Source organism: Bacillus andreraoultii (genome assembly GCF_001244735.1).
In the GTDB taxonomy this organism is placed as follows: Bacteria; Bacillota; Bacilli; order Bacillales; family Caldibacillaceae; genus Caldifermentibacillus; species Caldifermentibacillus andreraoultii.
On sequence record NZ_LN868937.1, the window covers coordinates 1,126,823 to 1,142,800 of the forward strand.

At 34.7% G+C, this 15,978-nt stretch carries 13 protein-coding genes; 12 read left to right on the plus strand and 1 reads right to left on the minus strand.

The window, feature by feature from the left end; translation table 11 throughout:
- Positions 1-40: 40 nt before the first annotated feature.
- From accD to BN2144_RS10595, 5 genes are all read left to right on the plus strand, one after another.
- Complete coding sequence (accD, locus tag BN2144_RS10575; protein WP_033828201.1) at positions 41-904, plus strand: acetyl-CoA carboxylase, carboxyltransferase subunit beta; 864 nt, start codon at positions 41-43, stop codon at positions 902-904.
- Positions 901-1,872, plus strand: coding sequence for an acetyl-CoA carboxylase carboxyl transferase subunit alpha (accA, locus tag BN2144_RS10580; protein WP_033828202.1), 972 nt, complete (start codon positions 901-903; stop codon positions 1,870-1,872). The genes accD and accA overlap by 4 nt, the downstream gene beginning before the upstream one ends.
- Positions 1,873-2,110: 238 nt before the next feature.
- Positions 2,111-3,070, plus strand: coding sequence for a 6-phosphofructokinase (gene pfkA / locus BN2144_RS10585; protein ID WP_033828203.1), 960 nt, complete (start codon positions 2,111-2,113; stop codon positions 3,068-3,070).
- A gap of 23 nt (positions 3,071-3,093) precedes the next feature.
- Entirely contained in the window at positions 3,094-4,854 is a 1,761-nt protein-coding gene (pyk, locus tag BN2144_RS10590; protein ID WP_033828204.1) for a pyruvate kinase, read from the plus strand.
- Positions 4,855-4,930: 76 nt separating this feature from the next.
- Entirely contained in the window at positions 4,931-5,317 is a 387-nt protein-coding gene (locus BN2144_RS10595) for an FxsA family protein (protein ID WP_033828205.1), read from the plus strand.
- 238 nt (positions 5,318-5,555) lie between these two features.
- Here BN2144_RS10595 and ytvI read toward each other — a convergent pair whose 3' ends face one another.
- Positions 5,556-6,662, minus strand: a complete 1,107-nt coding sequence (ytvI, locus tag BN2144_RS10600; protein WP_033828206.1) for a sporulation integral membrane protein YtvI — start codon at positions 6,660-6,662, stop codon at positions 5,556-5,558.
- A 670-nt stretch (positions 6,663-7,332) separates the two neighbouring features.
- On the opposite strand from ytvI, the gene citZ reads away from it, so the two are divergent.
- From citZ to hflC, 7 genes are all read left to right on the plus strand, one after another.
- Positions 7,333-8,448, plus strand: coding sequence for a citrate synthase (citZ, locus tag BN2144_RS10605; protein WP_033828207.1), 1,116 nt, complete (start codon positions 7,333-7,335; stop codon positions 8,446-8,448).
- A 110-nt stretch (positions 8,449-8,558) separates the two neighbouring features.
- Positions 8,559-9,827 (plus strand): NADP-dependent isocitrate dehydrogenase, encoded by a 1,269-nt coding sequence (icd, locus tag BN2144_RS10610; protein WP_033828208.1) that lies wholly within the window; start codon positions 8,559-8,561, stop codon positions 9,825-9,827.
- A 162-nt stretch (positions 9,828-9,989) separates the two neighbouring features.
- Positions 9,990-10,925, plus strand: a complete 936-nt coding sequence (gene mdh / locus BN2144_RS10615) for a malate dehydrogenase (RefSeq protein ID WP_033828209.1) — start codon at positions 9,990-9,992, stop codon at positions 10,923-10,925.
- A gap of 280 nt (positions 10,926-11,205) precedes the next feature.
- Complete coding sequence (locus BN2144_RS10620) at positions 11,206-11,913, plus strand: response regulator transcription factor (protein WP_033828210.1); 708 nt, start codon at positions 11,206-11,208, stop codon at positions 11,911-11,913.
- Positions 11,910-13,712, plus strand: coding sequence for a two-component system histidine kinase PnpS (gene pnpS / locus BN2144_RS10625; RefSeq protein ID WP_033828211.1), 1,803 nt, complete (start codon positions 11,910-11,912; stop codon positions 13,710-13,712). The genes BN2144_RS10620 and pnpS overlap by 4 nt, the downstream gene beginning before the upstream one ends.
- Before the next feature lie 127 nt (positions 13,713-13,839).
- Positions 13,840-14,850 carry an FtsH protease activity modulator HflK gene (gene hflK / locus BN2144_RS10630; protein WP_033828212.1) on the plus strand — a complete coding sequence of 337 codons (1,011 nt, stop codon included), beginning with the start codon at positions 13,840-13,842 and terminating at the stop codon, positions 14,848-14,850.
- Positions 14,843-15,769, plus strand: coding sequence for a protease modulator HflC (gene hflC, locus BN2144_RS10635; RefSeq protein ID WP_033828213.1), 927 nt, complete (start codon positions 14,843-14,845; stop codon positions 15,767-15,769). The genes hflK and hflC overlap by 8 nt, the downstream gene beginning before the upstream one ends.
- Positions 15,770-15,978 lie beyond the last annotated feature (209 nt).

A 15,978-nucleotide genomic window follows, 5' to 3' on the forward strand; every position in this document is an offset into this window, starting at 1 on the left:
TAAGACAAGCTGTAGAGTGAATGAACAAGGGGGAAGTACCTTGATAAAAGACCTATTTTCAAAAAGTAAAAAAACATATGCTACGATTCCAGTACCATCTGCAACAAACGATGTACCTGTTGGCATCATGACAAAGTGTCCAAACTGTAAAAAAATTATGTTCACAAAAGAACTAGAGCAAAATCAAAAAATTTGTCTCCATTGTGATTATCATTTTCCAATGAATGCAAAAGAACGACTTACCGATTTATTAGATGAACATTCTTTTGAAGAAATGGACAAAGATATTGTCTCGGTCAACCCATTAAATTTTCCAGACTACTTGGAGAAAGTTGAAAAGGATCGAAAAAAAACAGGTATGAATGAGGCCGTTGTGACTGGAATTGGTACAATTGAGCAGAAAACAGTCTCTATTGCGGTAATGGATTCTACGTTCAGAATGGGAAGTATGGGTTCTGTCGTCGGTGAAAAAATTACTCGTGCGATTGAAAAAGCTGATGAGTTGCAAGTACCATTTATTATTTTTACGGCATCAGGCGGTGCGAGAATGCAAGAAGGAGTTTTAAGCTTAATGCAAATGGCTAAGACCAGTGCTGCATTAAAACGATTTAGTAGTCATGGTGGCTTAATTATTACAGTTATGACTCATCCAACGACTGGTGGTGTATCAGCAAGTTTTGCCTCATTGGGTGACTACAATTTTGCCGAACCTGGAGCACTTATTGGTTTCGCAGGTAAAAGAGTCATAGAACAGACAATTCGCGAAGAACTTCCTGAAGACTTTCAAACTGCTGAATTCCAATTAAAACATGGACAACTTGACGCAGTGATTCATCGGAAGGAATTACGTGAAAAATTGTCTCTAATTCTTGAACTTCATCAATATGGAGGTGAAGAAGAATGACAGGCGAACTTGAATTTGAAAAGCCAATTATTCACTTACGCAAAAAGCTTGAAGAATTAAAATCGATTACGAAAAATGCAAATGTTGATTTGACTGAAGAAATGACAAAGTTAGAGGTTCGTCTTCAAAATTTAGAAGAAGAAATTTATAAAAATTTAAAGCCATGGGACCGGGTACAGATTGCTAGACATCCAAATCGGCCAACAACTTTAGATTATATCCATTATTTGTTTGACGATTTTTTTGAATTACACGGAGATCGCACATTCGGTGATGATGAGGCGATTGTCGGCGGAATTGCGAAGTATAAAGGCAAACCAATTACAGTAATTGGCCACCAAAGAGGAAAAGATACGAAGGAAAATATCCGACGTAATTTTGGTATGCCTCACCCTGAAGGATATCGTAAAGCATTACGTCTTATGTATCAAGCAAACAAATTTAACCGTCCAATCGTTTGTTTTATTGATACAAAAGGTGCTTATCCAGGAAAAGCTGCTGAAGAAAGAGGACAAAGTGAAGCTATTGCGAGAAACTTATTTGAAATGGCTGGGTTAAAGGTGCCAATTATATGTATTGTCATTGGTGAAGGTGGGAGCGGCGGTGCCCTTGCATTGGGTGTAGGAAATCATATACATATGCTAGAAAACTCCACCTATTCCGTTATCTCCCCTGAAGGCGCAGCGTCCATTTTATGGAAAGATGCTAGTCTTGCAAAAAAGGCAGCAGAATCAATGAAAATAACTGCTTATGATCTGAAAAACTTAGGAGTTATTGATCAGATCATCCCGGAAGTAAAAGGTGGTGCACACCATAATGTTGAGGAACAAGCCAATTTAATCGATTTCGTTTTAGAGAATTCTTTAAATGAACTCTTACTTTTATCAAAAGAAGAACTAGTAAATCATCGATATCAAAAATTTGCTCAAATTGGTCGCTTCTCAGAAAAGACAATACAAAATAGTTAAGAACGTGTATAATGCACGTTCTTTTTTAAATAATAATCATATCTATTAATTTTTATTCGAGTGAAACCGTATGTTAGAAAAGATAGCGCTTCCTGTAACAAGACTATTCTGTATTTTTGTTTATTCTTCGATTCATATTGAGTTTAAACATGTATCGTGGTAAGGTAAATATGACATTTGTTTAGTACTTAACAAAGTTCCAAAATTAATGAAATCGTTTTTCGGTGAGGTGATTGTGTTGAAAAAAATTGCTGTTTTAACAAGTGGTGGAGACGCTCCAGGCATGAATGCTGCTATTCGTGCAGTCGTTCGAAAAGGAATTTACCATCATCTAGATGTTTACGGGATTTATAATGGTTATTATGGTTTAGTACATGGAAACTTAGAAAAATTAGAATTAGGTTCAGTTGGTGACATTATTCACAGAGGAGGAACTATTTTACGTTCTGCTCGTCTCCCTGAATTTGCTGATGTGAAAGTTCAAGAAAAGGCATTAGAACAATTAAATCAACATGGTATCGAGGGATTAGTCGTCATTGGTGGAGACGGATCTTATCGTGGTGCAAATGCATTAACAAAATTAGGTTTTCCTTGTGTTGGTGTACCAGGCACAATTGATAATGATATTGTAGGAACAGAATTTACAATTGGTTTCGATACAGCAATTAATACAGTCATTGATGCAATTGATAAAATTCGTGACACCGCTTCCTCTCATGAACGTACTTTTGTTATTGAGGTAATGGGTCGAGATGCAGGAGATATTGCTCTTTGGGCAGGATTAGCTGGTGGAGCAGAAACCATTCTTATTCCGGAAGAAAAAACGACCATTGATGATATTGTTGATCGTTTGCAACGAGGAAAAGAAAGAGGAAAGAAACATAGTATTATTGTTGTTGCAGAAGGCGTAATGAGTGGAGTTACACTAGCAGAAGAATTAAAACAAAAAATTGATGCAGACGTTCGTGTATCTGTATTAGGCCACATTCAAAGAGGAGGTTCTCCAACAGCAACAGATCGCTTATTAGCAAGTCGTCTTGGTGCCCGTGCTGTTGAATTACTACTCGAAGGTAAAGGTGGTCGAGCTGTAGGTATCGTAAATAATAAAATTGTTGATCATGCAATTGCAAATATTTTTAATCAACGACATCATATAGATGATGAAGTTATTCGTTTAGCAAAAGAACTTTCGATATAAGACCGAGTAGGAGGATAAACCAAATGAGAAGAACGAAAATAGTATGTACGATTGGACCTGCAAGTGAAAGTGTGGAAAAATTAGTTCAATTAATTGAATCCGGAATGAACGTAGCTCGACTAAATTTTTCACATGGAGACCATGAAGAACATGCTGCTCGAATAAAAAATATTCGTGAAGCAGAAGAAATCACTGGGAAAAATATTGCTATTTTACTCGATACAAAAGGACCAGAAATTCGCACTCATAATATGAAAGATGGCGCAATTGAATTAGTTGAGGGAACGACTGTCACTGTAAGTATGAATGAGGTTCTTGGAACTCCTGAAAAGTTCTCTATTACATATGAGGGTTTAATTAATGATGTATTTGTGGGTTCTAAAATATTACTTGATGACGGTTTAATTGGACTTGAAGTAACAGATATACATAAAGACAAAGGTGAAATCGTTACAAAAGTATTAAATAAAGGTGTATTAAAAAATAAAAAAGGTGTAAATGTTCCAGGCGTTTCGGTAAACTTACCAGGAATTACAGAAAAAGATGCAAATGATATCATCTTTGGTATTGAACAAGGGATTGATTTCATCGCAGCATCTTTCGTACGTCGTCCTAGTGATGTGCTTGAGATTCGTGAACTATTAGAAAAATATAATGCCACAGATATTCATATCATCCCTAAAATTGAAAACCAAGAAGGCGTCGATAATATAGATGATATTTTAGAAATTAGTGATGGGTTAATGGTTGCCCGTGGAGATCTTGGTGTGGAGATTCCTGCTGAAGAAGTTCCATTAGTTCAAAAAATGCTAATTAAAAAATGCAATAAATATGCTAAACCTGTTATTACCGCTACACAGATGTTAGATTCAATGCAAAGAAATCCTCGTCCAACAAGGGCTGAAGCTAGTGACGTTGCGAACGCTATTTTTGATGGTACCGATGCAATTATGCTTTCTGGTGAAACGGCTGCTGGAGATTATCCTGTAGAGGCTGTTCAAACAATGCATAACATTGCGCTTCGGGCTGAAAGTGCATTAAATCATAAAGAAATTTTAGCAATGCGTAGTAAAGAAACAGAACATAATATTACTGATGCAATTTGTCAATCTGTTGCTCATACTGTAATTAATTTAGATATTAATGCAATTATTACACCAACAGAAAGTGGACATACTGCTCAAATGGTATCGAAATATCGACCTAAGGCTCCCATTGTTGCTGTAACAAGCCATGATCGAGTATTAAGACAATTACTTCTAGTATGGGGTGTTTATCCGCAACGTGGTCAAAATGTTGGCTCAACTGACGAAATGCTTGACCTAGCTATAAATGAAAGTTTAACGAGTGGAGTAGTAAAACATGGAGATAATGTTGTTGTTACTGCAGGAGTACCAGTCGGTGCAGCTGGAACAACAAACATGATGAAAATCCATGTTGTTGGTAGTATCCTTGCAAAAGGTCAAGGTATCGGTAGGAAGAATGCTTTTGGTAAAGTCGTTGTTGCGAAGAATAGTAAGGAAGCGTTAGAAAAAGTAGATGAACATTCCGTTCTTGTTACGTATGCAACAGATCGTGATATGGTACCTGCCATTGAAAAATGCCAAGCACTCATTACTGAAGAAGGTGGATTAACAAGCCATGCGGCAGTCGTGGGCTTGAATGTTGGTATTCCAGTCATTGTAGGGGTTAAAGATGCGCTTACTGCATTAAAAGATGGTCAAGACGTAACTGTTGATGCTAGTTCGGGATTAATTTATGAAGGGCATAATAATGTTTTATAAAATTAAAAAGTGATAAAATAATTAAAGCAATTGGTCTAAGCCAATTGCTTTAACTTCATATTGGGGTGGTGCTAAAGTGCGAATTCTCCTACCAATTTTTATTCTCCTACCTGCACTTGAAATTGGTGTATTGCTTATATCAGGAAACACGATAGGCATTTGGAATACTGTAATGGTTATTATCCTAACAGGAATACTAGGGACAATCCTATTAAAAAAAGAAGGATTAGAAGTAATTCGGAGGGCACAAGCAGAAATTCGGTCCGGACGTCCGCCAGGAAATGCTATATTAGACGGTGTATGTGTTTTTGTCGGGGGAATCCTTTTAATCTTACCCGGTTTTGTGACCGATTGTTTTGGTTTATTATTACTTCTTCCACCTACAAGAAAAATGATTAAGCCCCTCCTTATAAAATGGATAAAAAGATGGATTGACCGAAGCACCATATTTATAATGAAATAAAAAAATATTGTTCACATTTAAAGAAGGAGATATCTAGACTACGAACTACTCTTATCTTAAGGTAGCACTAGATAGCTCCTTTTTGGTTGCAGAGAAAAGTTAAATTTTTTGATTTCTCCTCTTCCTCGCTTAAGGTCCAAAGAGAGGCTCTAGCAGCTACATCTAAGCCGAAAAACGCTCTTTTTAGCAAACTACGGTTCTCCCCGTGCAAAGGCTTGAGCGTCTTGAGTTTTCTTTCTTAACCTTTAATAAATTCCCATAAACGTTGAAAGGCATTTGCTTTTTGAAGAGTGCTAATCAGAACAGCGACAATCGGTCCAATAATCAACCCGGTGAATCCAAGTAACTGCAACCCGACAAAAATTGACATTAACGAAGCTAAAGGTGTAATTCCAATATTTGTAGAAACAATTTTCGGTTCCATGACTTGTCTTTGTACAAGTACGACAATGTAAAGAACAAGCAAGCCAATTCCTAAAGAGTAATTTTCCACAATAAATTCATAAATAATCCAAGGTACAAAAACAAGACCCGTTCCAAGGTATGGCAATAAATCAATAATACCGATAATAAAAGCAAGTGCAACCGCATAATTCACACGTAAAATGAACAATCCAATTAAAACAATTACTGCTGTGATTGAGATTAGTGTCACTTGGGCACGAATAAAACCGAAAAGTGCTTTTCTTAAGTCTACATACACTTTCATACTGCCTTGACGTATTGCAACAGGGACAAATTTTCGTGCAAGACTTTTTAGTCGATACCAATCTTTACTAATAAAAAAGGTAGCCAGTATTGTGAATATAAATACAGTTGCTGCGTTAGGAAACCAAGAGATGATAGCTGGGATTTTTGTTAAAATCATTTGAATTACATTCCCAAGTGATGATGCTATATTAGCACCTATATCATTAATATTACTAATGATGGTCTCTTGTTGTCCTTGATTCAAATTATTAAACAAACTTGTCATATCACGATAGAAAGGTAAAATGGTGTCTGTAATTAAGTGCTGTACATATAAAACAAAAACATTAATATTATCAGGCATCGTTTTTGATAAGTATTCTGCGCCGGAAATGAGTTGGGATATAAGTAATGTAAGAATTCCTGCAAATAGTCCAAACATTAATATAAGAACAAGTAAAACTGCTAATGCTCTAGGAAGCTTTCCTTTTACATCTAAAAAATTCACGAGGGGGTTCATCATTAAGGCAATTATCCATGCAATGATGAACGGATAGGTTAAGCTAGATAAATAATATATTGAAAAAGCAAACAAAATGACAGATACCACAACAAAAAGGGCCCGAGTAATACGTTGTAAATAAATTTTATTCACTGATTGATCCTCCTGCATTCTGGATAAACCTAATCTTGAATGGTTTTACTTTATACAATAGTTTATCGCAAAGATGTTTTATCTTCCATATTAAATATGAGTATTCCTAATAAATTTTCAATAAAGTAAGAATCTTATTCCCATAACCGATAATAAACGAAAACAATAAAAAATGTTTGTGAAAATAAATTTTATTATTTGAACTTTTTTCACATATTATACATAAAATAGAAAAAAATAAACTAAAACAGAAAAAGTATGACTTTTTATCTTTATCTATACAAATATTGTAAAAATGTTTTTGTGAAAAAATAAAATTTTGTTCACATTTTAGTCACAGCTAGTTCACAAACCGGTTATTATCAGTTATAATAGCAATTAAAGTAGGAATTTATTAAAAAATATATTTTTGTAAGCATTTTCTTTTTCAAATCCCATCACTCTATAATAAAATAGAGGTAAGAAGCTTCTAATTACAATTTTTGGAATAAAGGGAACTATATTTATGATTTTAAATTTGGAAAGGGTGAAAAATGCCGGAAATATAATTTTAATAGATTGATATGAATTGTTTCGAATAAAAGGGAAATTAATTGTTTTAAAAATAATTATTTGCTAGGATATTATTACAATAATAATTTTAAAAATTCCAATTAAGGGGGAAATTGTTATGACGGCTACAAAAGGGTTAGAAGGGGTAGTTGCAGCTAATTCTACAATCAGTTCTATAATTGATGATAAATTAACGTATGTAGGATATGATATTGATGATTTAGCTGAAAATTCTTCATTTGAAGAAGTTGTCTATTTACTTTGGCATCGCCGCTTACCAAATACGGTAGAATTAGAAGATTTAAGAATTCAACTTGCTAATCATGCAGCAATTCCAAATGAAGTTATTGACCACCTAAAATCATACCCGATTACTCAAGTTCATCCAATGGCTGCATTACGCTCTGCTGTCTCATACATAGGTTTATTTGATGAGGAAGCAGATGTACAAACAAGTGATGCGAACTATCGAAAAGCAATACGTATACAGGCGAAAATTCCGACAATTGTGGCAGCGTTTTCGAGAATTCGTAAAGGCTTGGAACCAATTGAACCACGTAAAGATTTAGGTCTCGCAGCTAATTTCTTATACATGTTGACTGGTAATGAGCCAGATGCTATTGCGATTGAAGCATTTGATAAAGCACTTGTTCTTCATGCAGATCATGAATTGAATGCGTCAACATTTACTGCACGTGTCTGTGTGGCAACGCTATCTGACATTTACTCTGGAATTACTGCTGCAATTGGCGCATTAAAAGGTCCTTTACATGGTGGCGCTAATGAACAAGTAATGAAGATGTTAACGGAAATTGGCTCTGTTGAAAATATTGAGCCATACATCCGCAAAAAGCTTGATAATAAAGAAAAAATTATGGGCTTTGGGCATCGTGTATACCGCAATGGAGATCCACGTGCAAAACACTTAAAATTAATGTCTGAAAAACTAACAAAATTAACAGGAAAATCAAAATGGTATGATATGTCTGTTAAAATTGAAGAAATCGTTACATCTGAAAAGAATCTTCCTGCAAATGTAGATTTCTATTCTGCATCTGTATATGATAGTTTAGAAATTGATCATGATTTATTTACGTTAATCTTTGCAGTAAGCCGTGCTTCTGGATGGATTGCTCATATTCTAGAACAATATGATAACAATCGTCTCATCCGTCCACGTGCAGAATATGTTGGACCTACAAAACAAGTTTATGTACCATTGGAAGATAGATAATAAAACTGTTTATCTATTCTCTTAAATAGAGAATTTATTAACTAGATAGATAAAAAGGTTAGGAGGAGTCATTCTTCTAGCCTTTAAACATGAAATTGGAGGGAATTTACATGACTCAAGGAGAAAAAATTACGGTTCAAAATGGGGTATTAAGCGTACCTAATAATCCAATTATACCTTTTATTGAAGGGGATGGAACTGGGCCGGATATTTGGGCTTCTGCATCACGTGTATTAGACGCAGCTGTAGATAAAGCTTACAACGGTGAAAGAAAAATTGTTTGGAAAGAAGTTTACGCTGGAGAAAAGGCTTTTAATAAAACAGGTGAATGGCTACCACAAGAAACATTAGATGTAATCCGTGAGAATATTATTGCAATTAAAGGACCTTTAACAACACCAATTGGCGGTGGAATTCGTTCTCTAAACGTTGCCCTACGTCAAGAATTAGATTTATTTGTATGTTTACGTCCTGTACGTTGGTTTGAAGGTGTACCTTCACCAGTAAAACGTCCAGAAGATTGTGATATGGTTATTTTCCGTGAAAACACAGAAGATATTTATGCTGGAATCGAGTATCAAGAAGGAACACCAGAAGTGAAGAAACTCATTGAATTTTTACAAAATGAAATGAGTGTGAATAAAATTCGCTTCCCAGAAACATCTGGTATTGGTATTAAACCTGTTTCTAAAGAAGGTACAGAGCGTCTAGTTCGTTCTGCAATTAACTATGCACTTAAAGAAGGACGTAAATCTGTTACGCTTGTACATAAAGGAAATATTATGAAATTTACTGAGGGCGCATTTAAAAACTGGGGTTATGAATTAGCTGAAGAAGAATTTGGTGACCAAGTTTTCACATGGGCTGAGTATGACCGCATTAAAGATGCTGAAGGTGTAGAAGCAGCTAACCGTGCTCAAGCAGATGCTGAAGCTCAAGGGAAGATTATTGTTAAAGATGCTATTGCTGATATTTTCCTACAACAAATTTTAACACGTCCTCGTGAATTCGATGTTGTAGCAACGATGAACTTAAATGGGGACTATATTTCTGATGCGTTGGCAGCACAAGTTGGTGGAATTGGAATCGCACCAGGCGCGAATATCAATTATGAAACTGGCCATGCAATTTTTGAAGCAACACATGGTACGGCACCAAAATATGCTGGACTTGATAAAGTGAACCCTTCTTCTGTTATTTTATCGGGTGTATTAATGCTTGAACATTTAGGTTGGAAAGAAGCAGCTGATTTAATTACAAAATCAATGGAAAAAACAATCGCATCAAAAGTAGTTACTTATGATTTTGCTCGATTAATGGATGGTGCAACAGAGGTAAAATGTTCTGAATTTGGAACGAAATTGATTGAAAATATGTAATAAAGAATAGATGTAAAATGATCAATGGGAGAGTAATACTTACTTCTCCCATTGATTATATATAGAAACATAAAGTTATAGGTGGGGGCCTGTTAATTAACTTTTTTGTCTCTTTAGGTTAAATGTAGTGATGATTTTCACACGAATAAAGGGGGATATTATATGTTAAAACGTAAAAAAATATCAGTGATCGGTGCGGGATTTACGGGTGCAACAACAGCATTATTTATTGCACAAAAGGAACTTGGTGATGTAGTTCTTGTAGACATTCAACCACTGGAAAATCCAACAAAAGGAAAGGCTTTAGATATGTTGGAAGCAAGTCCTGTCCAAGGGTTTGATGCAAATATAATTGGCACTTCAAATTATGAAGATACGAAAGACTCAGATATTGTTGTAATTACTGCTGGTATTGCTCGTAAACCAGGCATGAGTCGTGATGACCTCGTTCAAACAAATCAAAAAATCATGAAGATCGTTACACATGAAATTGCTAGATATTCCCCACATTGTACAATCATTGTTTTGACAAATCCAGTAGATGCTATGACATATACCGTTTTTAAGGAGTCAGGTTTTCCAAAAAACCGTGTCATAGGACAATCCGGTGTATTAGATACTGCCCGCTTCCGTACATTTATTGCACAAGAGCTCAATGTTTCTGTTAAGGATGTTACCGGATTTGTCCTAGGTGGCCATGGGGATGATATGGTTCCACTCGTACGATATTCCTATGCTGGCGGTATTCCTCTGGAAAAATTACTACCTAAAGAGCGCCTTGATGAAATTGTTGCTAGAACTCGGACTGGTGGGGGAGAGATTGTAAATTTATTAGGAAATGGTAGTGCATATTACGCACCAGCTGCTTCCCTAACACAAATGGTCGAAGCAATTATTAAAGATCAACGGCGTATTTTACCAGCCATTGCTTATTTAGAAGGTGAGTATGGATTTGATGGAATATATTTAGGGGTGCCAACAATACTTGGTGCTAATGGAATTGAAAAAGTAATCGAACTTGATTTAACCGAGGAAGAAAAAGCAGCTTTAAATAAATCCGCGGAATCTGTTAAAAATGTGTTAAGTGTTCTCGTTTAATTTTATGAAGTAGAAAGTCCGCTGTGGAGTGGAAAGTTTAGTTCTCTCAAAGAAAATGGGGTATCTGTTTTTATCAAACAGTACCTCTTTTTTATAATATCCCCCTTATTGAGATAAAAGATGAAAGTACTGAATGATTGTCTAATAATTGTTATAATAGTTCTATAAGTTTGGAATTTTAATATTATCCTATAATAGGCGCGTCATTATACCTAGTTCCAGCTTTTTTTAAGCAAAAAACAAAATAATTTCTGTACCAATTCTTTGGAGGGCTATGATAGTGAGTGAGAAAATTTTAGTTGTTGATGATGAGCAATCGATTGTAACTTTACTACAATATAATTTACAGCAAGCAGGATATGATGTTATTACAGCTTTTGATGGAAAAGAAGGGTTAAATAAAGCAAAGGCAGAATCACCAGCACTCATCATTCTTGATTTAATGTTACCGAAAATGGATGGAATGGATGTCTGTAAAGAATTAAGGAAAGAGCAAATGCATATTCCAATACTGATGTTAACGGCAAAAGATGATGAAATTGATAAAATATTAGGGCTCGAATTAGGAGCAGACGATTATATGACGAAACCTTTTAGTCCAAGAGAGGTTGTTGCTCGAGTGAAGGCAATCCTCCGAAGAACTCGAATGTTTACACAAGTGGAAACAGTACATGATACAGACAAAATTATTGTTGGTCCATTAGAAATCTTACCAGAACAATACGAGGTATACTTAAATGGGGAACGATTGGAGTTCACTCCGAAAGAATTCGAATTACTCCTTTACTTAACGAAAAATAAGGGGCGTGTTTTATCACGGGATCAACTACTAAACGCAGTATGGAATTATGACTTTGTTGGAGACTCACGAATTGTTGATGTCCACATTAGTCATCTTCGCGAAAAAATAGAGGAAAACTCTAAGAAACCACAGTACATAAAGACAATTCGTGGCCTTGGATATAAGTTTGAGGAGCCCAAAGGATGAAAGAGTTACGTTATAAAATGATTTTTGCACTGATCCTCCTACTTATTTCAGTATTTATCGGATTAGGTTTGTTACTCGGTCAACTTTTTAAAACATCGTATTTAAATTCTTTCCAAGAGCAAATGAAACAAGAAGGGGTATTAATTGCTAAACAAATTGAAGATCAAGGTGGCGTTCATACTGTCAATAACGAAAGAATTGAGCATACACAAGAAGTTTTAAAATCTAGAATTACGATTGTTGACAGTGCAGGAAACATATTATTTGACTCGAATAAGTATGGTGGAAATTATAAAAATCATAATAAAGAAATAAAGAGTATTATTCATGAAATAAATAAAGAAAAAACAGGGACAAAACATATTGAAAATGGATATAATATATTTTATTTTTGGTCAACTATTGAAATCAGTGATGAATTAGATGGAATTGTTATACTATCTTCTGAAGCAAATGAATTAATGATTTCATACAAACAATTATGGTTATTATTGTCTCTCATACTCGGAGGCTCTTTTATCGTCATTCTCATAATTGGTTCAAAAATAACAACGAATTTTACAAAACCAGTTGAATCAGCAACAAGAACAGCGATTGAACTTGCGAAAGGGAATTATCATGCCCGTGCACATGAAGATCAATATAATGAGTTTAGTACGTTAAATACTTCAATAAATATATTGGCAAGAAATCTTCAAAAGATTACAAAAGAGCAAGAAATGCAAAAAGACCGTTTACAGGCAGTAATTGAAAATATAGGAATGCCATTAATTTTGATTGATGCGAAAGGTCGGATTACACTTATCAACCAAATGTTTAATGAAATGTTTCATGTCGCTTCACAAGATATTATTGGAAAGACATATTTAGACGTTATTGAATATGAAATTGTTAATGAAACTATCGAAACGATTTTTATGACAGAACAAAAGATAAGAAAACAAATTACAATACCAATGAATATTCAAATGAAAGACTTTGAGGTTTACGGTGCGCCGATTATAAGTCTAGCGAATGAATGGAAAGGAATTGTTCTCGCTTTTCACGATATAACAGAAATTAAAAAATTAGAAAAAATACGGAAAGATTTCGTTGCAAATGTTTCACATGAATTAAAGACACCGATAACTTCTATTAAAGGTTTTACAGAAACATTATTAGATGGCGCTTTGCATGATCAACAAGCTTTAGAATCTTTCTTAAATATTATTTTGAAAGAAAGTAATCGGCTACAATCACTCGTTTACGACTTACTTGAGTTATCGAAAATTGAAAGTGATAATTTACACTTGAATATTAAAGAAGTACAAATATGTAAAGTTATTCTTGATATTGTCGATTCATTAAAAAAGCGTGCGAAAGAAAAGAATATTGATATACAAATAGATCCGAATAACCGAAATCAAATCATTGAAGGAGATCTTTTGCGAATCCAACAAATTTTTATTAATTTAATATCCAATGCCTTATCATACACATTACCGGGCGGGAATATTTATATTGATATTAGGGATGAACAAGACTATGTCACAATATCCATTCGAGATACAGGTATTGGAATTGAAACTGAAGAGATTCCACGTGTTTTTGAACGGTTTTATCGGGTTGACAAAGCAAGAAGTAGAAACTCTGGCGGTACAGGTCTCGGATTAGCAATTGTCAAGCATTCTGTTGAAGCACATCACGGGGAAATACGAGTAGATAGTGAAGTAGGAAGAGGTTCTAATTTTATAGTAAAGTTACCGAAAAAACTTTCTACTAATTTAAATGAATACAATTCAACTTCATCTAAACAATAGGTTGTCCGTTAAGGGACGATTACGTTTTAGCGAATGACAAGAAAGGATAAGTATCACTTTATCTTTCTGAAACTTATTGTCCTTATTACCGTATATATTAGAAAGAGAAAATGGAGAGGGAGATTGGATGGTAAACCTTAAGCAGATATACTCAGTGTTAGGAATCGTTTTAGGGATTTTATTACTCATTTTAGTAGGATTTACATCTTGGTATACAGTAGATGAATCTGAACAAGCTGTTATATTAACTTTTGGTAAAGCAGAAGAGACTGTAACCGAGCCAGGTCTGAAGTTTAAGTTACCTTGGCCAATACAAATGGTAGAGAAACTATCAAAAGAAACGTATAGTTTACAATTTGGTTATAAAGAAAAAGATAGAAAATTAGAGTCTGAAAATCAAAATGATACGAAAATGATTACTGGAGACGAAAATATCGTTCTTGCGGATTTAGTCGTTCAATGGAAAATAACTGATCCAGTAAAATTTTTATTTAATGCAGAGAAACCAGACGAAATTTTATATGATGCAACAAGTGCATCTTTACGCAGCATTATCGGAAGTACAAAAATTGATGATGCCTTAACTTCTGGACGTTCAGATATTGAAGCACATGTACGAGAAAGCTTAGCAGAACTAGTTGCTAGATATGATATTGGTGTAACCGTTTTAGCTGTAAAATTACAAGATGTTGAATTACCAAATGATGAAGTTCGTTCTGCGTTTACAAACGTAACTGATGCTAGAGAAACGATGAATACGAAAATTAACGAAGCACAAAAATACCGTAATCAAAAAGTGAATGAAGCTGAAGGGGAAGTAGCAGCAATCATGTCCCGAGCAAAGGGAGAAAAAGCAGCTCGTATTGAAGAGGCACGTGGGAATGTTGCCGTCTTTAATAGTTTATATAAACAATATAAAAATAGCCCTGAAGTTACGCGAGAACGGTTAACAATTGAAACAATTGAACAAGTATTGCCGAATGCTCAAATTTATATTATGAACGATAATGGTGAAACATTAAAATATTTACCGCTCACCCCGTTAGAGAAGACGCAACAGAAGTCAGCAGAGGAACAAAAATCTACAGAGGAACAGAAGGGATCAAAGGTAAAGGAAGGAAGTGAAAAGAATGAGTAATGTAGTTGACATGGAACAAAGACGCAATGATTTTCCATTCCGTAAATGGATTAAGACAGGGATATTTCTATTTCTCATTGCACTCCTTCTTTTCATACTTTTAACGAACATGTTTATCGTAAAAGAAGGTGAGTATAAAATCGTTCGGCAATTCGGGGAAATAAAAAGAGTTATTCAAGAACCTGGAATTAATTATAAACTTCCTTTTATCCAGACGGTAACAACACTACCGAAATACCAAATGACATTAGATGTTGAACAGTCAGAAATTAATACGAAAGATAAAAAACGAATGATTATTGATAATTATGCAATTTGGCGAATTGATGATCCAGAAGACTTGATTATTAATGCGCGGACCGTAGAAAGTGCTGAGGCGAGAATGGAGGAGTTTGTCTATGCTGTCGTCCGGTCTGAACTAGGTCGACTCAATTATGATGAAATAATAAATGATGAAAACTCATCCAGAGGTAGCTTGAACGATCGGGTTACCGAACAAGTAAATGAATTATTAAATCATGATAAATACGGGATAAAAGTCATTGATGTAAGGATTAAGCGAACTGATTTACCTGCTGAAAACGAGCAATCGGTATATACACGAATGATTAGTGAACGGGAATCGACTGCCCAAGATTATTTATCTCAAGGTGATGCGAAGAAAAACGAAATAATGGCAGAAACAGATCGGGAAGTAAAAGAAATGGTTTCAAAAGCACAAGCAGACGCTGAAGTCATTCGTGCTGAAGGGGAAGGAGAGGCTGCAAAAATATACAATGAAGCTTTTTCTAAAGACCCAGATTTTTATAGTCTATACAGAACATTAGAATCTTATAAGAAGACAATTAATGATGAAACGGTCATTATTTTACCATCCAATTCACCTTATGCAAAATTATTACAAGGGTATGTGAAGTAAAAATTGGTAAGTGAAAATACTTATTATCTATAGCTTTGTCCAGAAGATGCTAGGTCTTAATTTTTGTCACTAACAAGGATAAAATACGAATTTAGTCGTTTTCCTTTTCCATTCATTCCATGCTAGAATAGGGGAAGAAAAGCGACTTTTTTATATTTGATATGCGTGATAAATCATAAATTGAATGAAATAACAATGAAGTACCACAG